This is a genomic window from Pseudodesulfovibrio hydrargyri (assembly GCF_001874525.1).
Lineage (GTDB): Bacteria > Desulfobacterota > Desulfovibrionia > Desulfovibrionales > Desulfovibrionaceae > Pseudodesulfovibrio > Pseudodesulfovibrio hydrargyri.
This window is the reverse complement of record NZ_LKAQ01000001.1, coordinates 601,216-627,049: the sequence shown is the minus strand read 5'-3', so window position 1 is coordinate 627,049 and position 25,834 is coordinate 601,216. Positions and strand designations below refer to the sequence as shown.

At 64.8% G+C, this 25,834-nt stretch carries 19 protein-coding genes and 1 tRNA gene; 5 read left to right on the top strand and 15 right to left on the bottom strand.

The window, feature by feature from the left end; translation table 11 throughout:
* The first annotated feature begins 1 nt into the window (after position 1).
* The 3 genes from BerOc1_RS02930 to BerOc1_RS02920 all read left to right on the top strand — a co-directional run bounded on the left by BerOc1_RS02930 (position 2) and on the right by BerOc1_RS02920 (position 4,836).
* A complete protein-coding gene (locus BerOc1_RS02930) occupies positions 2-2,872 on the top strand; it encodes a sigma 54-interacting transcriptional regulator (RefSeq protein ID WP_071544501.1) in 2,871 nt (956 codons plus the stop codon).
* A gap of 158 nt (positions 2,873-3,030) precedes the next feature.
* A complete protein-coding gene (locus tag BerOc1_RS02925) occupies positions 3,031-3,378 on the top strand; it encodes a thioredoxin family protein (protein ID WP_071544216.1) in 348 nt (115 codons plus the stop codon).
* A 96-nt stretch (positions 3,379-3,474) separates the two neighbouring features.
* Positions 3,475-4,836, top strand: coding sequence for a radical SAM/SPASM family putative metalloenzyme maturase (locus BerOc1_RS02920; RefSeq protein WP_071544215.1), 1,362 nt, complete (start codon positions 3,475-3,477; stop codon positions 4,834-4,836).
* Positions 4,837-4,955: 119 nt separating this feature from the next.
* On the opposite strand, the gene BerOc1_RS02915 is transcribed toward BerOc1_RS02920, so the two are convergent.
* The 13 genes from BerOc1_RS02915 to BerOc1_RS02855 form a co-directional block, all read right to left on the bottom strand.
* Positions 4,956-6,554, bottom strand: coding sequence for a C69 family dipeptidase (locus BerOc1_RS02915; protein ID WP_071544214.1), 1,599 nt, complete (start codon positions 6,552-6,554; stop codon positions 4,956-4,958).
* Between the two features lie 351 nt (positions 6,555-6,905).
* Positions 6,906-7,787: an N-carbamoylputrescine amidase gene (gene aguB, locus BerOc1_RS02910; RefSeq protein ID WP_071544213.1), complete on the bottom strand. Its 882-nt coding sequence runs from the start codon at positions 7,785-7,787 to the stop codon at positions 6,906-6,908.
* Between the two features lie 9 nt (positions 7,788-7,796).
* Entirely contained in the window at positions 7,797-8,867 is a 1,071-nt protein-coding gene (locus BerOc1_RS02905; protein WP_071544212.1) for an agmatine deiminase family protein, read from the bottom strand.
* Positions 8,868-8,922: 55 nt separating this feature from the next.
* Complete coding sequence (locus BerOc1_RS02900) at positions 8,923-10,365, bottom strand: aminobutyraldehyde dehydrogenase (RefSeq protein ID WP_071544211.1); 1,443 nt, start codon at positions 10,363-10,365, stop codon at positions 8,923-8,925.
* Between the two features lie 11 nt (positions 10,366-10,376).
* Positions 10,377-11,732: a putrescine aminotransferase gene (locus tag BerOc1_RS02895; protein ID WP_071544210.1), complete on the bottom strand. Its 1,356-nt coding sequence runs from the start codon at positions 11,730-11,732 to the stop codon at positions 10,377-10,379.
* A 60-nt stretch (positions 11,733-11,792) separates the two neighbouring features.
* Complete coding sequence (locus BerOc1_RS02890; protein ID WP_165610767.1) at positions 11,793-13,331, bottom strand: amidohydrolase; 1,539 nt, start codon at positions 13,329-13,331, stop codon at positions 11,793-11,795.
* 64 nt (positions 13,332-13,395) lie between these two features.
* Positions 13,396-14,436, bottom strand: a complete 1,041-nt coding sequence (locus BerOc1_RS02885; RefSeq protein WP_071544208.1) for a polyamine ABC transporter substrate-binding protein — start codon at positions 14,434-14,436, stop codon at positions 13,396-13,398.
* The gene (locus BerOc1_RS02880; protein WP_071544207.1) at positions 14,429-15,250 is read right to left on the bottom strand and encodes an ABC transporter permease; all 822 of its coding nucleotides are present in this window, start codon (positions 15,248-15,250) and stop codon (positions 14,429-14,431) included. Before BerOc1_RS02880 ends, BerOc1_RS02885 begins: the two co-directional genes overlap by 8 nt.
* A 1-nt stretch (position 15,251) precedes the next feature.
* Positions 15,252-16,172: an ABC transporter permease gene (locus tag BerOc1_RS02875; protein WP_071544206.1), complete on the bottom strand. Its 921-nt coding sequence runs from the start codon at positions 16,170-16,172 to the stop codon at positions 15,252-15,254.
* Entirely contained in the window at positions 16,165-17,187 is a 1,023-nt protein-coding gene (locus BerOc1_RS02870) for an ABC transporter ATP-binding protein (RefSeq protein WP_071544205.1), read from the bottom strand. Before BerOc1_RS02870 ends, BerOc1_RS02875 begins: the two co-directional genes overlap by 8 nt.
* A 10-nt stretch (positions 17,188-17,197) precedes the next feature.
* Positions 17,198-18,970 carry an aldehyde ferredoxin oxidoreductase family protein gene (locus BerOc1_RS02865; protein ID WP_071544204.1) on the bottom strand — a complete coding sequence of 591 codons (1,773 nt, stop codon included), beginning with the start codon at positions 18,968-18,970 and terminating at the stop codon, positions 17,198-17,200.
* Positions 18,971-18,976: 6 nt separating this feature from the next.
* Entirely contained in the window at positions 18,977-20,278 is a 1,302-nt protein-coding gene (gene gabT / locus BerOc1_RS02860) for a 4-aminobutyrate--2-oxoglutarate transaminase (protein WP_071544203.1), read from the bottom strand.
* Positions 20,279-20,665: 387 nt separating this feature from the next.
* Positions 20,666-22,387: a sigma 54-interacting transcriptional regulator gene (locus BerOc1_RS02855; protein WP_084641020.1), complete on the bottom strand. Its 1,722-nt coding sequence runs from the start codon at positions 22,385-22,387 to the stop codon at positions 20,666-20,668.
* A gap of 357 nt (positions 22,388-22,744) precedes the next feature.
* On the opposite strand from BerOc1_RS02855, the gene BerOc1_RS02850 reads away from it, so the two are divergent.
* Positions 22,745-23,404 carry a substrate-binding periplasmic protein gene (locus tag BerOc1_RS02850; protein ID WP_071544499.1) on the top strand — a complete coding sequence of 220 codons (660 nt, stop codon included), beginning with the start codon at positions 22,745-22,747 and terminating at the stop codon, positions 23,402-23,404.
* 63 nt (positions 23,405-23,467) lie between these two features.
* Here BerOc1_RS02850 and BerOc1_RS02845 read toward each other — a convergent pair.
* Both BerOc1_RS02845 and BerOc1_RS02840 read right to left on the bottom strand, forming a co-directional pair.
* A tRNA-Ala gene (locus BerOc1_RS02845) sits at positions 23,468-23,543 on the bottom strand.
* Positions 23,544-23,580: 37 nt separating this feature from the next.
* Positions 23,581-25,122: a glycosyltransferase family protein gene (locus BerOc1_RS02840; RefSeq protein ID WP_165610766.1), complete on the bottom strand. Its 1,542-nt coding sequence runs from the start codon at positions 25,120-25,122 to the stop codon at positions 23,581-23,583.
* 69 nt (positions 25,123-25,191) lie between these two features.
* On the opposite strand from BerOc1_RS02840, the gene BerOc1_RS02835 reads away from it, so the two are divergent.
* Positions 25,192-25,791, top strand: coding sequence for an RlmE family RNA methyltransferase (locus BerOc1_RS02835; RefSeq protein ID WP_071544201.1), 600 nt, complete (start codon positions 25,192-25,194; stop codon positions 25,789-25,791).
* Positions 25,792-25,834 lie beyond the last annotated feature (43 nt).

Here is a 25,834-nt window from a genome sequence, read left to right as displayed (position 1 = left end):
GGTGAGTTCGACCATTCTCGTCGCCGACGGCGACGCCTCCATACGGGCGCTGATCAAAGACATCCTCGAGGCCAGGGGCTACCAGGTGGAGACCGCCTCCAGCCCGGCCTCGGCGGCCGCGCTCATGGCCCGCCGGGGGCCGGCCCTGGTCCTGGCCGCCCACGGCGAGGAGGACGACGGCGGCTCCCTGGTGCACGAGGCGGCCCGGCTCGGCCTGGTCACCCCGGTCATCCTGCTCATTTCCTCCACCTCGGACAATCCCGGCCGTCTGGCCCGCGACTGCGGGGCCATGGCCTATCTCCAGAAGCCCGTGATCCGCTCCCAGCTCGAGATGCTCGTCCGCCTCGGCCTGGCCGAGAACGAGCTGCGCTCCACGGCCACCCTTCAGGAGGCCCGGCTGTCCACGGCCCAGGCGTTCCTGAAGTCCATGCTCAACGCCGACGAGGGGGTCATCTTCCTCCTGGACGACGAGGCCGAAGTCATCGACTGCAGCGGCCCGGTGGAGAGCCTGCTGGGCCGGGAGGTGGGCGAGTGCGCCGGGCGGCCCTATCCCTCGCTTTTTTCGGATGCCGTGGCCAACCTGCACGAGGGGGCCATCGCCAAGGCGCGGACCACCCGCGAGGCGGCCCGGCTCGAGGAGCACCGCAGCGGCATGGTCCTGGAGACCCGTGTGCGGCCCGTGCTCCAGGGGGACACCCTGTCCGGCTTTGTGGTCTCCCTGCGGGACATCACCACCAGGCGGCGCGGCGAGGTCGGGCTGGCCGAGAGCGAGAAGCAGTACCGCAGCGTGTTCGCCGGGGCCTCGGACGCGATCATCCTGGCGGACCGGGAGCACGGCACGGTCATGGAGTGCAACGACGCGGCCTGCCGCGTTCTGGGCTACGATTCGGCCGAGGTGCGCGGCATGGCCGTGCAGGATATGGTGGCCCACCCGGAGCAGATCATGGCGGCCATGAACCAGGGCGGCAAACGGGTGTCCTACGACTATCTCAAACGCAAGAACGGCTCGTCGCTCCCGGTGGAGATGTCCATGAGTTATTTCACCAACGCGGGCCGGGACGTGTGCATCCTCTACGCCCAGGACATCTCCCGGCGCCGGATCGTGGAGGAGGCCCTGCGCGAGGGCGCGCGGCTGTACCGGGCCGTGGTCGAGGACCAGACCGAGTTGATCTGCCGCTACGCGCCGGACGGTAAGCTGACATTCGTGAACAACGCCTTCGAGCGGTTCGTGGGCCAGGACGAGGAGGACGTCCTGGGCAGCGACTTCTTCGCCTCCATGGGGTCCATGGACCGCCGGATCCTGACCGAGTGGCTCGACCATTTCGACCCGTCCCGTCCCGTGCTCGACCGGGAGGTCCTGCACATCCGCCCCAACGGGGAGGAACGCTGGATATCGTGGACCCACCGGGCCGTGCTCAACGACCGCAACTCGGTGGTCGAAATCCAGGCCGTGGGCCGTGACGTGACCGAGCACAAGGCGGCCGAGAACGCCCTGGCCCGGGCCACCCAGGAGAAGGAGCAGTACCGGCTGAATCTGGAGGCCACTTTCGCCTCCATCCCGGACGCCATCCTGACCGTGGACTCCGGACTGTCGGTCATCGCCACCAACAACGCGGCCAAGAGCCTGTTCGGGTTCGAGGAGGAGCGCTCCAGGGGGCATCGGCTCGAGGACGTGGTCCGGGACGAGAACAATCCGTGCGTCCAGGTGCTGCGTCAGGTCCTCAGGACGGACAAGCCGGTGCACGGTTACGAGATCGAACTGAAGACCGCGTCCATGGGCGACCGCATGGTCGAGATCAACTGCTCGCCCCTGGTGGACAAGGACCGGCGGCACGCGGGCGCGGTGCTCATCGTGCGCGACATCTCCCACATCGCTGACCTGGAAAAGCAGTTGCAGCAGCGGCACGGCTTTCGGGGGATCGTGGGCCGCAGCGGCCCCATGCAGGACATCTACCAGCTCCTGGAACAACTTTCGTCGCTGGATTCCATCGTGCTCATCCTGGGCGAGTCGGGCACGGGCAAGGAACTGGCGGCCGAGGCCCTGCTCTACGGCGGAGTTCGCGCGGGCAAGCCGCTGATCAAGGTCAACTGTTCGGCCCTGTCCGAGAGCCTGCTTGAGAGTGAATTGTTCGGGCACGTGCGCGGGGCCTTCACCGGGGCGGTCCGGGACAAGGTCGGGCGCATCCAGGCGGCCCAGGGGGGGACCCTGTTCCTGGACGAGATCGGCGACATCTCGCCCATGCTCCAGCTCAAGCTCTTGCGCTTCCTGGAGAGCCGGGAGTACGAGCGGGTGGGCGAGTCCCGGACCTATACCGCGGACGTGCGCATCATCGCGGCCACCAACGCGGACCTGCGCGAGGCCGTGCGTCGGGGCTCCTTCCGCGAGGATCTGTACTACCGGCTCAACGTCATGCCCGTGACCCTGCCGCCCCTGCGCGACCGGCAGGCGGACATCCCCATGTTGACGGACCATTTCCTGTCCATGTTCGCGGAGAACTTCGGCAAGCATTTCGACGGGGTGTCCGAGGAGGTCATGGACCTGCTCCTGACCTATTCCTGGCCGGGCAACGTGCGCGAGCTCAAGCACGCCCTGGAGCACGCCTGCATCCTGTGCCAGGGCAAGACCGTGGAGCTCAGGCACATCCGCAAGGACCTGGTGGACCAGATCCGCAACAGCGCCCAGGAACCGGCTTCAGCCACGGCGGCGGAGCCGGGCGTCCCTGCGTCGTTCATGCCGTACAGGCCGGGCAGGGACGATATCCTGGCCGTGCTGCGCGACTGCGGGGGCAACAAGGTCCAGGCCGCCCGCAGGCTGGGCATTCATCGGGCCACCCTGTACCGCAAGCTCAAGGCCTGGGGTCTGGACGCCTGACCCCGACCGCCCGGACCGGGGCGCAACCGGTTGCCTTCCGTAAATTTATAACCATACTAACGTGTTGATGTAATGCATCACGGACCGCTCCCTGCTATGTTTCAAGGCAGGCCCGGACGGTGGACTTCCGCGCTCGCGGCCCGGGGAGGAGTGAAAACATGCGTACGGTCAAGATCATCGAGCCACAAGCCATAGACATGGAATTGCAGAGCGGGGGCGGGCCGCTCCTCGTCGCATTCCTGAAACGGAACGAGAAATACTCCGGCCAGGTGGCGGTCCTGGAAGCGGCCTGCCGGACGCACGGCGGAGCGGTCAGGTGTTTCTTGTACAATACGGACTACCTGGACACGGCCACCGACCGGTTCGCGGTCAAGGGCACGCCCACTTTCCTGCTGTTCCACGGCGGGCGGGAGGTCAACCGGCTGATCGGCGAGTCGGACGGCCCCACCCTGGACGAGTTCATTGACGCCTCGGTGGAGGGGCTGTCGGGCGCCGTCCGTTCCTAGGACGGCCGTATGCCGTACCGGGCGGCCTCTCGACGGCGGCGGCCGTTTGCCGTATACAGGCGTTTTTCCCGAATCAACCCGATAGAACCGCCGACCATGAACCGCCTTCAACCGATCCCGACTTCCGTTGCCCCCGGGCTGGAACCGTCGTTTCCGTCGAGGCTCCAGGTGGAGGTGACCACGCGCTGCAACATGCGTTGCGCCATGTGCGTCAAGTCCGCCCCGGACAGCCATATTCCCGAAACCGATCTCGACCTGGCGGCCTTCACCCGGCTGGGCCCGGCCCTGGCCCGGTGCCGGGCGTTGGTCCTGAACGGCATAGGCGAGCCCCTGCTCAACCCGGACCTGGCCGACATGGCCGCGTTCGCCCGCACGGCCATGCCCGAGTCCGGCTGGATCGGCTTCCAGACCAACGGGCTGCTGGTCACCGAAAGCCTGGCCGACCGGCTGGTCGAGGCGGGCGTGGACACTTTCTGCATTTCGGTGGACACCCTGGAAATGGGCGGCTGCGGGCAGCCCGACGGCGGCGGCGAACTGCACGGCGGGACCGGTTCGGCCCGGCTGGAGCGCGCCTTCCGCCTGCTGCGCGAGGCCGGGGAGCGGTACGGCCGCACGCTGCGCCTCGGGGTGGAACTCGTATTCATGCGCGACACGGCCGACCAATTGCCCCTGGTCATCCGCTGGGCCGGAGAACTCGGCCTGGACTTCGCCGTGGTCTCCCACATGCTGCCCTATGACCAGGCCATGCAGGACCAGTCCCTGTTCAATCCCAACACGCCCGCGGCCACGGCCCTGTTCGAAAAGTGGCAGGCCAAGGCGCGGGCCGAGGGGCTCGATCTTCACGGCCAGCACGGCGTGGCCTGGAAGTTCGTCAAGTCCGACCGCGAAAAGCGGCTGCACGAACTGGTCCGGGGACTGCTCGGCGAGGCCGAGGCGTCCGGCGTGTGGGTCCATCTGCCCCGCCTGCTCGAATGGGACCGCCGCAACCGGGAAGGGGCCGGGCGGCATCTGGCCCACCTGTTCCGCCAGGCCGGAGACCTGGCGAGGCGTGCGGGCATGGAATTGCGCCTGCCGCCGCTTCAGGCCCTGGACGAGCGGCATTGCCGTTTCGTGGAGGACGGCACGGCCTTCGTCACTTCCCGGGGCGACGTCAGCCCGTGCCAGTTCCTGTGGCACCAGTACGCCTGCCACCTGGACGGCGACAGGAAAGTGATCCGCCCGTGGCTGTTCGGCAACATCCGCGAACAGGACCTGGTGGACATCTGGCGGGGCGCGGCCTACGCGGACTTCCGCCGCCAGGTCCTGGCCTACGACTACCCCTATTGCGCCAACTGTCCCTTCGTGCCGTGCGACGACATCAAGGGCGCGCCCCTTCCCTTCGACTGCGACTGCCTGGGCGCAACCATCCCTTGCGGCCACTGCCTGTGGTGCATGGGCGGGTTGCAGTGTTTGTTGTAAGACGGTCCCGACCGCGAATTATCCTTCCTTGAATTAATTGGATCCTTCCCCTGGGGAAATGAAAACGGCGCGCAATATTGCATTGCGCGCCGAGTCTTTTGGGTGGGTGACGGTTGGATCTACCAGGAGCTGGAGTCCACAGCCGCCTTGGTGATGTTGTCTTGGGCGACGCCGGCCAGGTTGAACGCCTGGATGCTCTTGTCCCTGACAAAGTCGGTGAGCCCGGTAACGGCTTCGTCATGCTGGCCGTTCTTGGCGGTTTTCATGAACAGGGCTTCCGCCTGGGCCATGTCCTTGAAGAGCGATGCCTCAAAGGGATCGAAGGCCTTGCGGATGACCGCATGGTAATCCGTATAGCGGGTGAAGGCCCTGGCAGCGATGTTCTGGTAGGCGGCGGCCGCCTCCGGGCCCTTGAACCGGTTGTCCACGTCCGTGATGCCTACATAGAAGGGGACGTAGACGGAGTTGCACGGCTGCATGAAGGCATGGAGCATGTATCCGAGTTCGTTGGGCACGCCCGGCCTGGCCATCATCACTGCCGAGGCTGCGGTGGCGTCTTCCACTCCGTGATGGCAGATGGCCCGGATGAACATGTTCTTGTCCGTGGTCGCGCGCTCGGGCTCGGACGTCAGCCACTCCTTCCACTCCATTTGCCCGGAGCTGTAGAAGGGGGTCTGGTGCATGTCGATCACCTTGCCGCCGGGCAGGGTGTATGTATCGAAGTGGTCGCGGGCAAAGGCCATGAAATCCTCGGGTTGCAGCCTGCCTTCCTTGCCCTTCAGCAATTCCATGGCCCGCTGGTAGCGGATTTCGGTGTTGTACATGCTCTCGGCCTTGTGCCGTTTTTGCAGGTCGTTGTCCTCGGGGTAGAGCTCGTCGGTGGAATAGACCTTGGTGAAGTTGATCCGCTTGGTGCCGGCGGGCACCCAGCCTTGCTTCACGGCGAAGCCGACCAGGTCGGGCGAGGCCAGGTCGTAGTCGTCCCCGATCTCGTATTGGTTGGATCGGGCGGTGACCGTGTCCGTGTACCGCTTGGCGACCCAGCGGGGGCCGGTGATGGCGACTACCCAGAGTTCGTTGGGGTCGCCGATTTCGAACATGATGCCGTTCCAGGCCTGCCCGAATTCGGGGACCAGGGCGGCGATGACGTCAACCCCCTGGCGGGCCGTCTTGGCCCGCTCCAGGACCAGCCGGACAAGGTCGTTGTCGTGCAACCCCTTTTCAAAGGCGAGCGTGTCCCGGCTGGGGGCGTCGTTGTCCGACACGATGACTTGGTATTCGTTGACGCCCATGCCGTATCCCCACCGCCCCGCACTGCGCGACCCGATGAATTTGCAGGTCTTTTCCTGTTCGGGGATGTTGATGTAGGCGGCCTTGTACACGGCCCCCCGAGGGTGGGCGGCGGCTTCGCGGCAATCGACTTCGCTGAGCGTCTTGGTGCCGAGATCGCGGTTCTTGGTGATGATGGTCCCTTTGCCGGAGGCCAGCGCCTTTCCCTGGGCCATGAACGTGGTGCATTCTCCGGAGAATCCCGTTGCCATTCGGTTGTTGGTGTTGAAAACCAGAAGGTTTTCGTAGGCAACTCCGGAACCCGCCGCGACGCCTTTCAGCCAGTCCACCTTTTCAGGCAGGATTTCCTTGTAGAGCGCTTCGGATTCCAGGGCGCTCTCGATGACGGGCCGCATGTCGACATGCTTGTCGCGGGCTTTTTCCAGCATTGCGCCGACATTATCCTCAACGGCCTTGCGGTGGCTTTGGCCGAAGGAAAAACCTTCCGCGTAACTTTTTGTCTCGGCTGAATATGATACGCTGCCAAACGCTAACAGCAGGAATGCCGTCAAGGCGCATAGTAACGTTTGTCTCGAAACCCTTGAACTGATGCTTTTCATGTGTACTCCTCTCTCGTGTGTGAAGATTGCAAAGCGTATGGAGCGTCGCCATTCATGGTGTGGAATGGTATTGTCGGGATATAAAATATCAATCACGAAATGCATGAAAACAGTATGGCGGGCTTTGGCCCCGGATCGGCCTTGCGGCGAATCGTGCCATCCCTTCCGGAATATTGGCTCCTATTTGATCGGCGTTTTGCCGTCCAGGGTCATGAGCGTGTGGTAATGCGCGGGCCGCCGGTCGCGGTAGAAGCCCCAGCCGGTGCGGAAGTTGCGGATCTCGTCGAAATCCACCTCGGCGGTGGACACGCCCTGGGTGGTCCGGTCGGCGTCGGCCAGCAGTTCGCCCAGGGGGTCGGTGATGAACGACGAGCCGTAGAAGGTCATGGTCACGTCGTCGTCGGTCTCGGCGCCGATGCGGTTGGACGCGCAGACCGGCAGGATGTTGGCGGCCGCGTGGCCCTGCTGGGTGCGCCGCCAGTGCGGCATGGAGTCGCAGTCCGGCATGGTCGGCTCGCTGCCGATGGCCGTGGGGTACAGGAGCACGTCCGCGTCCATCAGCGCCATGGACCGGGCGCATTCGGGGTACCACTGGTCCCAGCAGATGCCCACGCCGACCTTGCCGAAGGCCGTATCCCAGACCTTGAAGCCGGTGTCGCCGGGGGCGAAGTAGTACTTCTCCTCGTAGCCCGGTCCCTGCGGGATGTGTGTCTTGCGGTACAGGCCAAGCCATGCGCCGTCCGCGTCCATCATGGCCATGGAGTTGTAGTACGCCTTGCCCGCGCGCTCGAAGAAGGACACGGGCAGGACCACGCCGAGTTCCCTGGCCAGGCCGGAGAACCGGGCCAGGAGCGGGTCGTCGATCCGCGCCTCGTGGGCCAGGGAGAAGTACTCGAACTTCTGCTTTTTGCAGAAGTAGGGTCCCTCGAAGAGTTCCTGCAACAGGATGATGTTCGCGCCGAGCCCAGCCGCCTCGCGGACCAGGGATTCGGCCCGGTCCACGTTGGCCGCGAGATCGTCCGAGCAGGCCATCTGGGTGACGGCCAGGGTGGTCTTGGTCATGGCTTTCTCCTAAAACACCGGCAGCGGGCCGCCCTTGGGCTGCTGCTGGGTGATGCAGTGGATGCCGCCGCCCCCGGGGAAGATGTCCAGGCCCGAGAGCTGGACCACCTCGTGGTCGGGGAAGGCCTCGCACACCAGCTTGTACGCCACCTCGTCCATGGGGTCGTCGAAGGAGGACATGACGATGCCGCCGTTGGCGATGTAGAAGTTGATGTAGGTCAGGTCCATGCGCCAGTCGCCGTTGTAGCGCGGCGCGGGCTGGGGCATGCGGATGATCTCAAACGACCGGCCGCGCGCGTCCGTGGCTGCTTCGAGGCGTTTTATGGCGTCCTGCGAGACCTTGTGGTTGGCGTCGTCCGGGTCGGTGCAGTCGTGGACCATGACCACGCCGGGCCTGACGAAGCAGGCCAGAATGTCCACGTGGCCGTTGGTCTCGTCGTCCTCCAGCCCGTCGCCGAGCCAGATGACCTTTTCCGTGCCCAGGTAGGCGGCGAAGACGTCCTCGAAGTCCTTTTTCGTGAAGCCCGCGTTGCGCCGGGGATCGAGCTGGACCTGTTCGGTGGTCAGCAGGGTGCCCTCGCCGTCCGAGTGGATGCCCCCGCCCTCGATGATGCAGGGCGCGGCGTAGCGGCGCATGGACAGGTGCTCGAGCACGGCCTGGGCCATGGGCTCGTCGTATTTGCCCTCGTACCGGGCGATGTGGCCCCAGTCGTTGAAGACCCAGTCCACGCCGGCCACGCCGCCCTTGCCGTCGATGACGAAGGTCGGGGCCGAGTCGCGCGACCAGGAGTCGCGGGTGTCCATGGGCACCAGGGTCACGGCGTCGCCGCACAGGGATTGGGCCTGGTCCATGAGCTCGGGGCGGCACATCATGCGGACCGGCTCGAACCGGCTGATCGCCTTGGCCACCTCGGCATAGGCGCGCCGGGGCTTGTCCAGGCCGAACGGCCAGGCCGACGGTTTGCACGGCCAGATCATCCAGGTGGCCTCGTGTTCGGCCCATTCGCCGGGCATGTACAGCCCGTCGCAGGCCGGTGCGCGGACCGGGACGCGGATGGGGGTAACGGGGGTGTTCGCCATGTCTCTCTCGGTCTGCCTCAAGGGCAGGAGGTTGAATGTTTCTGCCGGGGCCCGTCTAGGCCCCGGTGTTGATCATCACGTGCTTGGTCACCAGGTAGTCGCCCACGGCCTCGGCGGACAGGTCCTTGCCGAAACCGGACTGCTTGAAGCCGCCGTGCGGGGTCTCGGAGGCCAGGGGCAGGTGGTCGTTGACCCACACGGTGCCGAATTCCAGCGCCTTGGACACGCGCATGGTCCGGGCCACGTCCCTGGTGAACACGGACGACGCCAGGCCGAAGACCACGTCGTTGCCCATGGCGATGGCCTGGGCCTCGTCGTCGAAGGTCTGGATGGTGATGACCGGGCCGAAGACCTCCTGCTGGACGATCTCGGAGTCCTGGCGCACGTCGGTGACGACCGTGGGCGCGTAGAAATGGCCTGGCCGGTCGAGCTTCCGGCCGCCGCAGAGCACGGTGGCCCCGTCGGCCCTGGCGCGCTCCACGAAGCCGGAGACCATCTCCAGGTGGCGGCCGGAGATCATGGAGCCCATCATGGTCTTGGAATCGAAGGGATCGCCGACCACGACCTTCTTCATGGCCTCGGCCATGACGTTGCAGACCTGCTTTTCAACGGACTTGTGGCAGATGATCCGGGTCGCGGCGGTGCAGTCCTGGCCGGAGTTGCAGAAGGCGGCCACGGACAGCTTCTCGGCCACCAGGTCGATGTCCGCGTCGCTGAAGACCAGGCACGGGGCCTTGCCGCCCAGCTCCAGGTGCACGCGCTTGACCGTGTCGGCCGCGCTCTTCATGACCGACTTGCCGGTCTCGGTGGCCCCGGTCAGGGAGACCATGCGGATGTCCGGGTGGCTGGTCAGGATGTGGCCCACCGAGCCCGCGACCACGTTGACCACGCCGTCCGGGATGCCCGCCTCGGCGGTCATTTCGCCGAGCATGAGCGAGGTGCGCGGGGTCAGGGTGGCGGGCTTGAGCACGGCGGTGCATCCCGCGGCCAGGGCCGGGCCGAGCTTCCACACGCCCATGAGCAGGGGGTAGTTCCACGGGGCGATCTGGCCCACCGGACCCACCGGGTCGCGGCGGTAGATGGAGGTGTACCCCGGAGCGAACTCGCCCGCGTGGTGGCCCCCGGTGTCGCGCGCGGCCGCGGCGAAGAAGCGCAGGTTGTCGATGCAGAACGGCAGGTCCGCGCCCAGGCTGAGGAATTCGTAAGGTTTGCCCGTGTCCTCGGACTCGATGCGGGCGAACTCCTCCTTGCGGCTTTCCAGCAGGTCGGCCAGCTTCCACAAACACTTGGAGCGCTGGGCCGGTGTCAGTCCGGACCAGCGGCCGTCGTCGAATGCGGTCTTGGCCGCGGCCACGGCTTTGAGCACGTCCTTTTCCCCGGCCTCGGCCACGGTGGCCACGGTCTCGCCGGTCGCGGGATTCTCCACTTCCACCCGACCGCCGTCGGCAGCGTCGGTCCACTGGCCGTTGATCCAAAGCTTCATGTCTGTCGCGTTCATGGGAATCCTCCTTAGCTGCTGGGCAGCGATTTAAAGACGTCTTCCATCTTGTTCAGGGCCTCGTCAAGCAGTTCCATGGGGATGTTCAGGGCGGGCTCGAAGCGGATGCACCGGGCGTTGGTCAGGGTTCCGGCGGTGATCACGCCGCGCGCGAACAGGCCCGACGCCACGTGGTAGCCGATCTCGTCGTCCACGAAGTGCATGCCGATGAGCAAGCCCTTGCCGGTGACCTTGTCCAGGATGCCGGGGTGGCGCTCGGACAGTTCCTGCAGGCGGTTCATGACGTACTCGCCCTTTTCGGCGGCCTGGGCGGGCAGGTTCTCCTCGTGCATGACCGTTATGGCGGCCAGGGCCGAGGCGCAGGCGATGGGGTTGCCGCCCGTGGTGGTGGTGTGCATGAACGGGTTGGGCTCCATGACCTCCCATATCTTGGGGGTGGAGAAGAAGCCGGACATGGGCACCACGCCGCCGCCCAGCGCCTTGCCGAAACACATGATGTCCGGGGCCACGTCCCAGTGGTCCACGCCGAATATCTTGCCCGTGCGGCCGAAGCCGGTCTGGACCTCGTCGGCGATGAGCAGCACGCCGTACTTGTCGCAGACCTGGCGCAGGCCGGGCCAGAAGTCGTCCGGCGGCACGATGGCCCCGGCCTCGCCCTGGATGGGTTCGGCCACCACGGCGGCGATGTCGTCGCCCACGGCGGCCGCGTACTTGAGTTCATGCTCCACGGCCTCGACATCGCCGAAGGGCACGTGGCGCATGCCTTCGAGCAGGGGCAGCAGCGGGGCGCGGTAGTCGTTCTTGCCCATCAGGGACAGGGAACCCAGGGTCTTGCCGTGGAAACCCTTGAGCATGGAGATGAAGCCCTTCTTGCCGGTGTAGAACTTGGCCAGCTTCATGGCCCCTTCCACGGCCTCGGTGCCGGAGTTGGCGAAGAAGCCGTACTGGATGTCGCCCGGGGTCAGCTTGGCGATGACCCGGGCGAGCTTGGCGCGCAGGGGGTCGAGCATCTCCTGGGAGTACTGGGGCGAGCGGTCCAGCTGGGCCTTGACCGCCTCCACGATCTTGGGGTGGCGGATGCCGTAGCTGTACAGGCCGAACCCGCCGAGGATGTCGATGAATTCGCGGTCCAGGGCGTCCTTGAGGATGGACCCCTGGCCCATCCATTCGGTCACGGCGAACTCGCCCGCCTCGGTCACGGACTTGCGGTACTCCAGAAAGCCCTTGTTGATGTAGTCGCGGAAGTTCTCCACGGTCTCGGTGGCGATTTTGCGCCGCTCCTCCAGGGAGACGGTGCCCACGGGCTTTTTGATAATATCAATGAATTCAGTTGCTTCTTTAAACGCTTCGTCGATGTTACGGGTCATGATTCCACTCCGGTTTTTTCTGGTGATGCTTCGGGACTTTGGTCATGGGGATGGAGGCGGTCAGGCCTCGGGCCCGTCCCTGGGATCATCCACCGGTTTGCCTTCCACGATGGTCTTGACGATCTTGATCTCGCGGATGGACTCGGGGGGAACCTCTGTCGGGTCGGCGCTCAGAATCACCAGGTCGGCGATCTTGCCCGGTTCGATGCTGCCCCGGTTGGCCTCGTCAAAGGCGCTGTAGGCGGCGTCGATGGTGAACATGCGGATGGCTTCCGTCGGGGTCAGGCGCTCCTCCTCGATGGGGTGGAGCACGGCGGTCTGGATGCCGACGAGCGGGCCGTGCGGGGTGACCGGGCAGTCCGAGCCGCCGGTCATGATCACGCCGTTGTCGAGCATGGTCCGGTAGGGGTGCATCCAGCGCAGCCGGTCCCAGCCGAAGCGCTTTTCGTAGTCTTCCATGTCCACCAGGTAGTGGATGAAGGCGGGCTGCATGCCCGCGAGAATCTTTGCCCGGCCCATGCGTTCCACCTGGTCCACGGTCGGGATTTCGCAGTGCTCGATGCGGTGGCGGTGGTCGTCGCGCGGGAAAGCGGCGATGGCCTTTTCCATGGCGGACAGGACCTGTTCGATGGCCCTGTCGGTCTCGCAGTGAACGGCCACCTGGAGGCCCGCCTTGTGGGCTTTGAGGACGAATTCGTCCATCTCCTCCTGGGTGTAGTTCAGGGTGCCGCGATTGCCGGGCCGGTCGCAGTAGGGCTCGAACAGGGCCGCGGTGTAGGCGTCGATGGCCCCGTCCGCGCAGATGCACCCGCCGATGCGGGGAAGCCCCATGCCCACGGTCTCTTCCACGTCCATGACCTGGTTCCAGAGGACCACGTTGAGCGGAAGCCGGTCCAGGTTGTCGAGGACGAAGCGGGTGTCGCCCGGGCCGAAGCCGCCGCCCTCCAGGCAGTGCAGGGTGGTGATGCCCTGTTTCAGGGCGACTTCGCAGGCCATGCGGAAGCTCTCGATCTTGACCTCCCCCGGTGTGCGCGAGGACACGGCCGGGAAGATGAAATCGGGCGCGCCCGGGTCGCGGACCACGCCGGTGGGCTCACCGTCCGGTTTGAGGTCCATGCCCGGCAGGTCGGCGGGCGGGGACAGAATTTCAAGGGCCAGGGAGTTCAGGGAGCACATGTGCCAGGAGGAGTGCACGATCATGACCGGCTTGTCGGCGCAGACCGCGTCCAGTTCCTCCTTCAGGGGCATCCGCTTCTCCTTGAGCGAGAAGTCGTTCAGGGTGTAGCCGAGGACCCAGGCCCCGGGCCCGACGGCCAAAGCCTCCTCCCGGACCTTGTCGAACACGGTCTTGAGGCTTTCGGTCCCCTGGAAGTCCATGCCGTTCAGGACCTGGCCGGTCAGGCCGAGGTGCTGGTGGCTGTCGATGAAGCCGGGCAGCACGGTCCGGCCTTGAAGATCGGTCACGGGCCAGCCCGCCTCGGCGAGGTCGGCCATGTCGTTGTTCGAGCCGACCCGGAGGATGCGGCCGTCTTCCACGGCCATGGCTTGGGCGCGGGATTCCCGGCCGTCCATGGTGATGATGTTTCCGTTCGTCAGCAAATAGTGGTCTAGCATGATGGATAGGGCGGCCGGGGTGTGGTCCCCCGGCCGCCGGGTTGAAGGATTAACGGGTCTTTACCATGGTCCAGATCTGGTCGTACATCTTGTTCTCGTTGCCCAGGTCCTTGATGAACTGGATCTTGGGCATGTAGGACTTCTCCGGATAGATGGCCGGGTTCTTGAAGTCCTCGGGGGTGATGTACGGGTAGGCCGCCTCGTTCGGGGTGGCGTACTGGGTCCAGTTGGACAGCTTGGCGCCGACCTTGGGCTCGAGCACCCAGTTGATGAAAGCGTAGGCCAGGTCCGGGTGCGGGGCACCGATGGGAATGGACATGTTGTCCACCCAGCCGATGGTCCCTTCCGTGGGGTTCACGAACCCGCAGGTGTCCGGGTTGTCGGCCACGGCGCGCAGGGCGTCGCCGTTGTACACGATGGCGGCCACGGCCGTTCCGGCCACGACCTTGGAACGGCCGCCGGTGCCCACGTCGAATCCGGCGAAGTATTTGGATTTCTTGGCCTCAAGCATGGTGTCGAGGAGTTTCTTGAGGTCCGCCTTCTCGGTGGTGTTCACGTCCATGCCCATGGCGCATTGGGCGCAGCCGAGCATCTCGCGGATGGAGTCGACGAAAATGAACGCGCCCTGGCGCTTCTCGGGGTCGAACATGACCGACCAGGAGCCGTCGAAGTCCTTGAGCTTGTCCTTGCGGTACATCATGCCCAGGGTGCCCCACTGGTAGGCCACGGTGTACTTGTTGCCGTCGTCCCAGGCGGGGTTGATGAAGGTCGCCTCGAGGTTCTTCAGGTTGGGCAGCTTGGAGTGGTCGAGCTCCTTGAGCAGGTCCAGCTTGATCATGGCCGGGATGATGTAGTCGGACGGGACGACCACGTCATACTGGTTCTTGCCGCCCGCCTGGAGCTTGGCGACCATTTCCTCCATGGATTCGTAGTACTCCACGCGCACCTTGATGCCCGTGTCGTGCTCGAAATCCGTCAGGAAATCCTCGGGCATGTATTCGCTCCAGATGAGCAGGCGCATTTCCTCCGCCGCAAACGCGGACGGCACCATGACCAGGACCATCAGGATGGCCAGCAGCAGTTTACGCATCATCTCTCTCCTTTTCACTGAAACTGTTTGATATTTTTTGGGAGGTGATGACCAGGACGATGGTCACCAGCAGACCGACCGTGGACAGGGCGTGGATCTTCGGCGTGATGCCGCGATGCACTTCCGCGTATATGTAGAGCGGCAGGGTCACCGAGGTGGGCCCGGCCGTGAAGAAGCTGATGATGAAGTCGTCCAGCGACAGGGTGAAGGCGAGCATGGCTCCGGACACGATGCCCGGGGTGAGCATGGGCAGGATGACTTTGCGCAGGGTGTACCAGTTGGTGGCGTAGAGGTCGTGGGAGGCCTCCTCGATCTCGTTGTTGAAGGCCGCAAGGCGCGAGCGGACCACCAGGGCCACGAAGGCCACCTGGAAGGTCACGTGGCCGATAATCATGTTCAGCATGCCTGGCTCGAACGCCGAGGAGAAGTAGCGCAGGGAGGCAAAGGCGATGACCAGCGCGCCCGCGAACACGATCTCCGGGGTGATGACCGGCATGTACAGGTTGAATTCGAAGAAGGCCGAGGTCTTCTTGGACCACGGGAACCGGCTCATGCCGATGGCCAGGGCCGTGCCCACCACCGTGGCGATGACCGTGGAGACCAGCCCCAGGAGCAGGGTGTTGCCCACGGCTTCCAGAATCTGCTCGTTGCGGAAGAGCTCCAGGTACCACTTCCAGGTGAATCCCTGCCAGGCCAGGCCGAAGCGGGAATCGTTCACCGAGAACGAGGCCACGGCCATGAGCGGGATGTACAGGAAGGCCAGGGTCCCCAGGGCCACGGCCGGGACCAGGATCGGCTTGCGTTGCGCCTGCATCTTAGATGACCTCCATCTTTTCGCCCTTGCGCCGGAACACGAACAGGCCGACCAGGGTCAGGACCATCAGGGCCAGGGAGACCGCCGCGCCGAACGGCCAGTCGCGGCTCTTGCCGAACTGCTGCTGGATCAGGTTGCCGACCAGCATGTACTTGGCCCCGCCCAGAAAGTCCGGGATGAGGAACATGCCCATGGCCGGGACGAAGGTCAGGATGGCCCCCACGGACAGGCCGGGCAGGGTCTGGGGCAGGATGGCCTGCATGAACACCCGCCGCCGGTTGGAGTAGAGGTCGAAGGCCGCCTCCACCAGGGACCAGTCGAGCTTTTCCACGCTGGAATAGAGCGGCAGGACCACGAAGGGCAGGAAGGCGGAGATCATGCCCAGGTACACGGCGAACTCGGACGGGTAGAGCGGGCTGCCCTCCGGGATCAGCCCGAGGGCGGCCGCGAACTTGGCGATGGGCAGGTCCGGGGAAAGGACCAGCTGCCAGGCGTAGGTGCGGATGACCAGGTTGGTCCAGAACGGGATGATCACCAGGGTCAGCCAGACGTACCGGGTGGTCTTGGGCTTGCTCGCGATGAAGAAGGACAGCGGGAAGGCCAGCGCCGTGCAGATGGTGGTGGTCACGAAGGCCACCCACAGGGAGCGGGCCAGGATGATCAGGTAGTCCGGGCTCCAGCCGAACATGCCGTACCCGGCCAGGCGGGTGAAATTCTCGAAGGTGAAGATCCATTCGATCTCGCCGTAGCCGCCGCGCGTGGCGAAGGACAGGGCGATGAGCGCCAGGGCGGGCACGGTCAGGAAGATGAGGATCCAGAACAGGCCGGGCGAGACCTGGAGCAGGCCGCGCCGCCGCAACGCCGAGCGGGTGGTCAGCTCGCCGTACCAGATGCGGGTGTCTTGTTGTTGATCGCTAGTCATCGATGGCCACCAGTGCGTCCTTGAGCAGTTCTACCCAGACCTTGTCGCCCACCTGGAGTTTCTTGTGCGGGGCGCAGCGCATGCGCAGGCCCGCCGGGTCCAGAGTGATGTCCAGGAAGTTGCCGCGGTAGAAGGTTTCCGTGACCGTGGCCAGGACGCCGTTGGTCTCGGGCTCCTGGTCGCGCAAAACGATGCCCTCGGGCCGGATGACCAGGGCCCCGCGCTTCCACTGGGGCGGGGAGGGCACGGTCAGCCTGCCCGCGTGGGTGATGATCTGGTCGTTGCGCCGCTCGGCCTCCAGGATGTTGGCCGTGCCGATGAACTCGGCCACGAAGCGGCAGTTGGGGCGGTCGTAGATCTGCCGGGGCGAGCCGTGTTGGAGGACCTCGCCGTCCTTCATGACCGCGATGCGGTCGGACACGGTCAGGGCTTCGTCCTGGTCGTGGGTGACCAGGATGAAGGTCTTGTTCAGCTGCTGCTGCAACCGCCTCAGCTGAATCTGCAACTGGGTGCGCAGCTTGGCGTCCAGGGCGGACATGGGCTCGTCCAGCAGGAGCAGCTCGGGCTCGCAGACCAGGGCGCGGGCCATGGCCACGCGCTGCCGCTGCCCGCCGGACAGCTGGTCCGGGTAGCGGTCCTTGAAATTGGTCAGCTCCATCATCTCCAGGATTCTGTTCACCCTGGTCCGGATGTCGCCCTCCGGGATCTTCTGGGAGCGCAGGCCGAAGGCCACGTTGTCCGCGTTGGTCATGTGCGGGAACAGGGCGTAGCTCTGGAAGACCGTGTTCACCGGACGTTCGTTGGCGGGCTTCTGGGTGATGGGCAGGCCGTTGAGGAAGACCGAGCCGGCGTCGGCCTGTTCCAGTCCGGCGATGATCCGCAGCAGGGTGGTCTTGCCGCAGCCGGACGGACCGAGCAGGGTGAACAGCTCGCCCTTCTGGACGGTCAAATCGACGTTCTTCAGGGCCTGTACATCCCCGTAGCTCTTGTGGACGGCATACGCTTCAAGGGTCATATCTTTCCTCCTATTCGGCGGCCGGGACGGGCGGTACGCCCGATTCATCCCAGCCGCGCAGGCGATAGTATTCATTGAGGAGGAGCGCGTACTCCTCCCGGGTGATGACCTGCCCGGTGGGCAGGGATTCATGGAGTTTCCTGGGCAGCTGGTCGTCTTGCGGGGTCAGCCCCTCGCGGACGTTGAATCGCCGGGTGTCGTCCACCACGCGGGCCGCTGCCCGGCGCAGGGACGGTTCATCCCATGGTTCCCCGGTGACCAGGGCGAGCAAGCGGACCAGGGCGGCCCAGTCGTACATGTCGCGGTAGAAGCGGCACAGGATCAGGCAGTCGAACACGACCAGCCGGTCCTCGAAATCTATGAGCAGGTCGGCCTTGCCCTCCACGGCGTCCGACGGGATCATCCCGGACAGCTCGGCCTTGTAAAAAGTGGTTCGCAGGTGGCAGGCCCCGCGTGGGGAGGTCCCGTAAGTCAAGCCCATGCCCTTGAGCACGCGGGGATCGTAGCCGGCCGGTTCCAGCCCCTTGACGTGCACGGCCATGTCGGACAGGCCGAGTTTGTCCGCGCCCCTGGCGATGCCGTCGGCCAGGACGTCGCCCAGCCCCTCGCGGTTCGCGATCTGCTCCAGCAGAGCGGCGATGGTGGCCGCGTCGCCGTAGGTCAGGGGCGCGTCCAGGCGGCCCTGGCTGGACGCCTCGGCGACCATGGCGCAGAGGTTGCCCGCCGAGATGGTGTCCAGGCCGAGGCGGTCGCAGAGGTCGTTCAGGTGGGCGATCTCGTCGATGTTGCGGACCATGCACAGCCCGCCGAAGGCGTAGATGGTCTCGTACTCCGGTCCCTCGAGGGTCAGTCCCTTGTGTGGGCCGCTGATGATGCGCGCCTTGCGGCCGCAGGCCATGAAGCACTTCAGGCAGGCGTGGGGCGTGACCTCGTGCTGCTCGTGGAAGACGTCGCCGCTGATGCGCTCCCAGTGGTCGCAGGTCCCGGCCGACCAGTAGCGGCTCGGGAACGCGCCCACGGTGTTCATCAGGGCGACCATCTGGGTGGTGCCCCGCGCGCGGTACGCCTTGACCGCCGGGGAGTCGCCGTGGGCGTCGCGGAATTCCCCGGCGAAGGCCTTCAGTCCCTCGGGGTCGGCGACCCGGCGCTTGCGGTCCCCGGCAAAGACCAGTCCCTTTATTTTCTTTGCGCCGAGCACCGCGCCCAGGCCGCATCGTCCGGCGCTGCGCCAGTAGTCGTTCTCGATGACCGAGAAGGCCACCAGGTTCTCGCCCGCCGGGCCGATGACCATGGCCCCGGGACGGCCAAAGCCCTCGCCCCTGGGGGCGTAGTCCTGGATCAGGGCGTCTTCGGCGGCGTAGGTCTCGAGCCCCTTTAGCTGCGGGGCTTCGTGAAAATCGCAGCCGTCCGGGTGGACGGCCAGGACGGTCAGCGCATCGGCCGCGCCGGTCACGACGATGGCGTCGAAACCGGCCCGGTCGATGGCCTCCGGGGTTTTGCCCCCGGAGTAGGATTCCGCGTAGAAGCCGGTCTGCGGCGACTTGGAGAAGACGCCGTAGCGGCTGGAGCCCCAGGCGGACGTGCCGCAGCACGGGCCCGTGGCGATGACCAGCCGGTTGTCCGGGGAGAGCGGATCCACCCCGGCCGGATTGTGTTCAAGGAGCAGGCGCGTACCCAACGCCTTGCCCCCGGGCAGGGGCAGGCCGGCGTCCCCGAGCGGCTCGATGGAGAACGACCGCTCGGTGACGTCGATGAAGAGTATGCGCCCGTGAATTCCTTGCACCGATCGCTACCCCTTGGCCACTTCGGCAAAGGCCGTTTCCAGGACGGACATGCCCTTTTCCAGCTCGGCGTCGCTGATGACCAGCGGCATGAGCGTGCGGATGACGTTGCCGGAATGGCCGCAGGACAGGATGATCAGCCCGTTCTCGCGGCACTTGGCGACCAGCGCCTTGGCGATGTCCGGGGCCGGAGTCTTGGCCGCCTTGTCGTGGACCAGTTCCAGGGCCAGCATGGAGCCCAGGCCGCGCACGTCGCCGATGCAGTCGTATTTCTTGGCCATATCCTCGAAGGCGGAGCGGACCTTGGTCCCCAGGGCCTGCGATTTTGCCACCAGGTTTTCGCTCTCGACCACGTCGAGCACGGCCAGGGCCGCGGCGCAGCTCACCGGGTTGCCGCCGTAGGTGCCGCCCAGGCCGCCCACCTGGGGCGCGTCCATCAGCTCGGCCCGGCCGGTGCAGGCCGAGATGACCGTGCCGCCGCCCAGGGACTTGGCCGAGGTCAGCAGGTCCGGGACCACGTCCCACTGCTCGATGGCGAACAGGGAGCCGGTGCGGCAGATGCCGGACTGGACCTCGTCGATGATCAACAGGATGCCGAACTCGTCGCAGATTTCCCGAATGCGCGGGAAGTATTCCTTGGGCGGGACCACGAAGCCGCCCTCGCCGGCCACGGGCTCCAGGATCACGGCGGCCACGCTCTCGGGGTTGACCATGTCAATGAAGCTCTTTTTCAGCAGCTCGGCGCACTGCATCTTGCAGCCGGGGTAGGAGCTGCCCACGGGACAGCGGTAACAGTAGGCGTAGGGGATGTGGTAGACCTCGGGGGCGTAGGGCCCGAACCCGGCCTTGTAGGGCATGACCTTGGCGGTCAGGGTGGAGGCCAGCAGGGTGCGGCCGTGGAAGCCGGAGGCCGAGGCCACGATGGCCGGGCGGCCCGAGGCCCTGCGGGCGACCTTGACCGCATTTTCCACGGCCTCGGACCCGGAGTTGACCAGGACGGTCTTCTTGGCGTGGTCACCGGGGGTCAGGGCGTTGAGCTTCTCGGCCAGGGCCACGTAACCTTCATATTGAAAGACGTGGTAGCAGGAGTGCAGCAGCTTGCCCGCCTGTTCTCGAATGGCCTCGACCACCTTGGGGTGGCAGTGGCCCACGTTGTTCACCCCGATGCCGCCCGCGAAGTCGATGAACTCCTTGCCTTCCACGTCCGTGACGGTCGCGCCCTTGGCGCTGGCGGCGAAGATGGGACCGGCGTTGGAGACTCCCCTGGGGACGGCCGCCTCTCTCCTCTGTTGCAGTTCCTTGTTGGTCATGATGTATCCACCAAATGTATTGTAAGAGTTGAAGTCGAAAACCGTCTTTCCTACAGCAAACGCCGATCCTACTTATGTTAGTTGTTTTATTTCGAATAGTTAAATTAAATGCTTAGCGGAGGCCGGTTTTCCGGTTGATTCAAAATTAAATCAGCAATTTTTTGTAATATGCTGGTTTTAATGAATAAATGTGCGATTTAAAATTGAATCAAATCAGAATTTAACAATTATGACTTGGCGGTTTTGCCAAACGGGCATGAGGGGGCTGAAAATGGCCTTCGCGTTGCAAAAAAGTCAGACACCGTCTTCGCCTCCGTTAATAAAATGGAGAAAATGACAATACTGTTAAAAGTGCTGTTTTGCGAATTGAGGCGATTCAAATGTGAATCACAAATTGTTCAGCTTGTAGCGTTGCATCTTGCGCACCACGGTGGGCTGGCTGACGCCGAGGAATCCGGCCATCTCGCGGGTGTTGGAGCATGCCTCCATGGCTTGGCGGAGCATGCGGCGCTCCAGCCTGGCCACTTCCTCGGGCAGGGTGCCGTTCTCCGTCACGGCGTCCTCGGTGTGGTCGAAGAGGTCCCTCAGGTAGTCGTCGAGCAAGTCGTCCTCGCCGATGACCACGGCCTTCTTGATGATGCCGATGAGTTCGCGGACGTTTCCCGGGAAGGGGTATGACTGAAGCAGCTTCATGCCCGCCGGGCCGATGCGCTTGGTCGTGCGGAAGGCCGCGTTGAACTGCTTGAGGTAGTGGTTGATCAACTCGAATACGTCCTCGGGTCGTTTCCGGAGTGGCGGGATGCGCACGGTGAAGGTGTTCAGCCGGTAGAGCAGGTCGCGGCGGAAGGCCTGCTTGCGCACCTGGGCCTCAAGGTCGCGGTTGGTGGCGGCCACGATGATGCAGTCCATGCGCTTGGGCTTGCTCGCGCCCAGCGGATAATAAATATGGTCGTCCAGGCAGTTGAGCAGCTTGGCCTGCATGTCCAGGGGGATTTCACCCACCTCGTCCAGGAAGAAGGTCCCGCCCGAGGCCAGTTCGAACAGGCCGGACTTGCCCTGTTCGGACGCGCCGGTGAAGGCCCCTTTTTCATAGCCGAACAGCTCGGCCTCGAACAGGGTTTCGGGCAGGGTGGCGCAGTTGACCTGGATGAACGGCTTGCCGCGCCTGGGGCTGGTGTCGTGGATGAACTTGGCCAGCAGCCCCTTGCCCGTGCCGGAATCGCCCGTGAGCAGGATCTCCGAGGTCTCGAATTGGGCCAGCTTTTGAGCCGTGGCCATGGCCTTGCGCATGGCCGGGCTCTCGGCCACCACGCGGCTCTTCTTGAGCTCCATGAGCGACATGCCGGTCAGTTCGGCCTCGGCCTTTTCCTTGGCCTTGCGGGTCTGGGCCAGGGTGGTGCGCAATTCGTTCAGGTCGGTGATGTCCCGCTCGTTCAGGACCACCAGCCGGATGTTGCCGTCCGTGTCGAAGGTCGGCGTGCCTGTGACGATGAGCTGCCGCCCGGTGCGGGTGACCTCCTGCAGGACCGAGACCCGGCGTTTCTTGCGCAGCACCTCCAGGGTGGCGGACCGGTCTATGGTCCCGTTCTCCACCAGAGTGGCCACGGGCCTGCCGACAACCTCGTCCGCCGAAATGGAGTTGAGGCTCTCGGACGCGGTGTTGATGTTCAGGACCACGCCGTGGCCGTCGGTCAGCCAGATGCCGTCGCTGGACGCGTTGAAGACCGCCTCCATGTGCTCGGCCAGGGTGCGGTAGGTTTCGGACCGGGCCACCTTGTCCGGGCCCGGCTCGGGATGGAGGGTCAGCAGGTTGCCCACGGTCTCGCCGTTCAGGACGATGGGGCTGCGCGATACCGCGTTCAGGGTGCCGTCGGGCAGCTTCACGCGCGCGGCCGCCTCGCCGTCCCCCGTATCGCCGTTGACAACGGCGTAGGGCAGGACTTCGGCCATGGGCAGGCCGTGCATGCGCCCCGGGCCGAAGCCGAAGGTCTGTTCCGCGCACGGCGTGGCATAGGCGATGAGCCCGGACGAATCGGCTGCCAGGGCCGCGACGTCGAGCCGGTTGAGGATGGAATGGAAAGGGATATCCACGGGATTGGTGTCGGACACGCCGTACTCCTGCCGGTTCTGATGCAACAATGAATCTTATTTCGGGTTTAGCCCATTCCCTGCGGGAAGTCATCAAAAAGCCGCTTTCGTTTGGGCTTGATATGTTTGATTTTCATGAAAAAGTTATGCGCCTCGGCCGGGACGGGGGGGCTGTCCTGAGTCGATCCAGCCCGGGGGCGGAATGAAAACCCGTGGGTTGCCGGGTGCCTTCAGTCAATAATGGACAGTGCCTAACGTCTCGTATATGATGTTGCCACATATTGCATCTACGCGGGAGAATCTGTGCGCAAGACAATCGTACCGGCTATATGCCTTACGCTGTTTGTGTCGGCTGCGGCCTTCTGCGGCGAGTTCAACATGCAGGCAATCGTCTACCCGCCGTTGGTCTACGCCGATCAGGATAAATTGTGGGGCGTGGCCCCGGAAGTGGTTCTCGAGATTCAGAAGATCGTCGGCGACGACAGTCCGCTGAAGGATACGCCGTGGCTGCGCGGGTATGAGCAGGCGCAGAAACTGCCCATGCAGGGACTGTTCGCCATCGTACGCATCCCGGAGCGGGAAAAGCTTTTCAAGTGGGTCGGCCCGATCTTCGGCGAGGGGGATTATTTCTTCAAACACCGGGGGTCAGCCCTGCGGGTCGAGAACCTGGACGACGCGCGCCGGGTGGAGCGCATCGCCGTGCGCAAGGACGGCTACACCCACCAGGCCCTGGCCGCCATGGGGTTCACCAACCTCGACGTGGGCCCGACCTACCAGTCCAGCTACATGAAGCTTGTCGAGGACCGCGTGGACCTTGTGCTCATGGGCGAGCGCACCTATTATTATATGGTCAAGAAGGCCGGTCTCAACCCCGCCGATTTCGAGCGCACGGGCTGCAAGTTCGGCGACTCCGCCGCCTGGCTCGCCTTTTCCCTGGACGTCCCGGACGAGACCATCCGAAAATGGCAGAACGCCCTCGACACCCTCAAGGAAAACGGTGTCTACCGGAAGATCATGGAACGGAACTTCACGTACTAGAAGCCGAAGCTGGAATGGAAAAAAGCCCCGCCGTGCTGATCACGGCGGGGCTTTCAGTATTCTTGGTGGAGACGAAGAGATTTGAACTCTCGACCCCTGCCTTGCGAAGGCAGTGCTCTCCCAGCTGAGCTACGTCCCCGTTGGTGGAGGGTAGTTAACGCTTTTCGGAGTGAAGCTCAAGCCTTTTGAGCGGATAAAAGATTCATTGCCCTGAAAATGGTTTCCACCCGGTTGGCGTAGGTGTGGTCCCTGAGGATGCATTCCCGCCAGGCGCGGCGCAGGGCGCGGTTTTCCGGGCTCCGTTCGCGGCGGCGGATGACCATGTCGTGGATGTCGGCGGGCCGGGAATAGGCGACGGGCTCGACCAGTTCGTCCGGGAAAATCCGCAGGCCCGGGTGGGTGTCCGTCAGCAGGAATCCGCCCGCGCACCAGACGTCGAAGTTGCGCTGGTTCAGCCCGGCCGGGAGCTGCATGCCGGTGACGTTGAGGACCACGCCCGCCGTCCGGTACAGGGCGGGCAGGTGGGCGTAGTAGTCCACCACCGGGCGGACGTCCGCGTCCGGGGCGTCCAAGTCCTTCCAGCCGTCGTCGCCGAATATCGTGATCCGGCCCGCCGCGTTCAGGCAGCGCTTTTTCCAGAGGTTGGAGGCGAACTCCGCCCCCGCGCCCACGGCCCGGACCCGGTTGCCCGGCCAGAGCGGCGCAATGCCCAGCCGCTCGCGCCACCAGTGGTAGTCGAATCGGGTGGGACCGGTGGCGTCCGTGACCAATGCGGCGGCGTCCTCGGGCACGGTCTCGCCCGCGAAGAATTTTTCCCGGTCCGGGAATTGGGAGCGGCCCACGAAAATGAGTTTGCCCTCGATATCCCGGGCGTGGTCCGGAAGCGTCCCGCCGCTTTGAAACAAGGCCGGCGAGGCGGCCAGGGGCAGGTGGGTCACCCGCCGGGCGCCGTTTTCGATGAGCGGGCCGATGAAGCTGTGGTCCGTGACGAACAGGCTGAGTTCGCGCCACGCCTCGGTCTTGACCGCGGTGAGCAGATTGAACGGGTTGTCCACCATCCAGACCGCCACCTTGACCCCGGCCTCGCGCAGGATGGCCTGGCCCAGGCCGAAGTGGTCGAGCCCCCGGAAATTGATCGAGAAGAAGAGGTCCGGGACGCCCTCCTGCAGGTAGTCGGGCAGGACCCTGCCGGGATGTTTGCCCAGGGACTCGTGGTCGATGCGGACCACCCGCCAGCCCGCGTCCGCAAAGGCGCGGGCCAGCTCCTCGACGAGCAGGGCGTCGTTGTCCACGGGCAGCCATACGGTGCGCGTCAGCCTCGGCCGGGGCCGGTCGGCCAGGGTCAGCCGGGCGGTCAGCGGGCCGTAGAAGGACGGGAACGCCTTCTGCGCGGGCAGGTAGCGGACCACGTGGGCGCGGGCGGACGAGGCCACGGTGAAGTTCTCGGGCGCCATGGGCCGGAAGTTGGCGGGCACGCGGTCGAGCCAGCCGTCTATCTGGCCGGTGAAGTCCGGGGTGTCCAAGTAGAAGAATGTCTCGTTGTCCGGGAGGTCGAACCATTCCGGGATCTTGTCCGGCTCCGGGCCGAGGCCGAGAAAGATCACCGGGGCCTCGTCGAGAGCGGGATTGACCCGCCATTCGAAGTGGCTTTTGTCGGCGGGCATGGACTTGGCCAGGCCGAGTTCGTCGCGGATGGATATATGTCGGGGTCTGGGCACGTTGTTCACTTGGCTTTTCCGGCGGATTCGGCTACTAAGCGCTCCACGCCGCATTGACGGAGCGATACCATGAAACAGTACCAGGACAAATACTTCAAAAGGGCCAAAAAGGAAAATTACGCCGCCCGCTCGGTCTACAAGCTCAAGGAGATGGACAAACGGTTCCACATCTTCAAGAGCGGCCAGACCGTGCTCGACCTGGGCGCGGCCCCGGGCTCCTGGACCCAGTTCGCCGGAGAGCGGGTGGGTCCGCAGGGGAGGGTGCTCGGCGTGGACCTGCAGACCACCAAGCACACCTTTGCGGACAACATCACCTTCCTGCAGGCGGACGTGTTCTCGGACTCGCCCGAACTGCTCGAGGCCATGGAGCCGCTCGCGCCGTTCGACGTCATTATCAGCGACATGGCCCCCAAGACAACCGGAATCAAGTTCGCGGACCAGGCCAATTCGCTCGAGCTGTGCGAGCGGGCCTTCGAGGTGGCGCTCAAATACCTCAAGAAGGGCGGCAACTTCGCGGTGAAGATCTTCGAGGGCGGCGAGATCAACGACTACCGGGATACGATCCGTCCGTATTTCGGGAAGATAAAGAATTTCAAACCGTACAGTTCCCGGTCCGAGAGCAAGGAGATCTTCATCGTTGCGCTTGGCTTTAAGGGAGTTGACGGGTAGAACATTGGACCGACCAGCAATAAAGACCGATATCGATATATTC

Bases quoted from the DNA above. Each gene is read 5' to 3' on its own strand.
- BerOc1_RS02925 (WP_071544216.1), top strand. From the start codon at position 3,031: ATGCGTACGGTCAAGATCATCGAGCCACAAGCCATAGACATGGAATTG.
- BerOc1_RS02920 (WP_071544215.1), top strand. From the start codon at position 3,475: ATGAACCGCCTTCAACCGATCCCGACTTCCGTTGCCCCCGGGCTGGAA.
- BerOc1_RS02915 (WP_071544214.1), bottom strand. From the start codon at position 6,554: ATGCTGGAAAAAGCCCGCGACAAGCATGTCGACATGCGGCCCGTCATC.
- aguB (WP_071544213.1), bottom strand. From the start codon at position 7,787: ATGACCAAGACCACCCTGGCCGTCACCCAGATGGCCTGCTCGGACGAT.
- BerOc1_RS02905 (WP_071544212.1), bottom strand. From the start codon at position 8,867: ATGGCGAACACCCCCGTTACCCCCATCCGCGTCCCGGTCCGCGCACCG.
- BerOc1_RS02900 (WP_071544211.1), bottom strand. From the start codon at position 10,365: ATGAACGCGACAGACATGAAGCTTTGGATCAACGGCCAGTGGACCGAC.
- BerOc1_RS02895 (WP_071544210.1), bottom strand. From the start codon at position 11,732: ATGACCCGTAACATCGACGAAGCGTTTAAAGAAGCAACTGAATTCATT.
- BerOc1_RS02885 (WP_071544208.1), bottom strand. From the start codon at position 14,436: ATGCGTAAACTGCTGCTGGCCATCCTGATGGTCCTGGTCATGGTGCCG.
- BerOc1_RS02880 (WP_071544207.1), bottom strand. From the start codon at position 15,250: ATGCAGGCGCAACGCAAGCCGATCCTGGTCCCGGCCGTGGCCCTGGGG.
- BerOc1_RS02875 (WP_071544206.1), bottom strand. From the start codon at position 16,172: ATGACTAGCGATCAACAACAAGACACCCGCATCTGGTACGGCGAGCTG.
- BerOc1_RS02870 (WP_071544205.1), bottom strand. From the start codon at position 17,187: ATGACCCTTGAAGCGTATGCCGTCCACAAGAGCTACGGGGATGTACAG.
- gabT (WP_071544203.1), bottom strand. From the start codon at position 20,278: ATGACCAACAAGGAACTGCAACAGAGGAGAGAGGCGGCCGTCCCCAGG.
- BerOc1_RS02850 (WP_071544499.1), top strand. From the start codon at position 22,745: ATGCAGGCAATCGTCTACCCGCCGTTGGTCTACGCCGATCAGGATAAA.
- BerOc1_RS02835 (WP_071544201.1), top strand. From the start codon at position 25,192: ATGAAACAGTACCAGGACAAATACTTCAAAAGGGCCAAAAAGGAAAAT.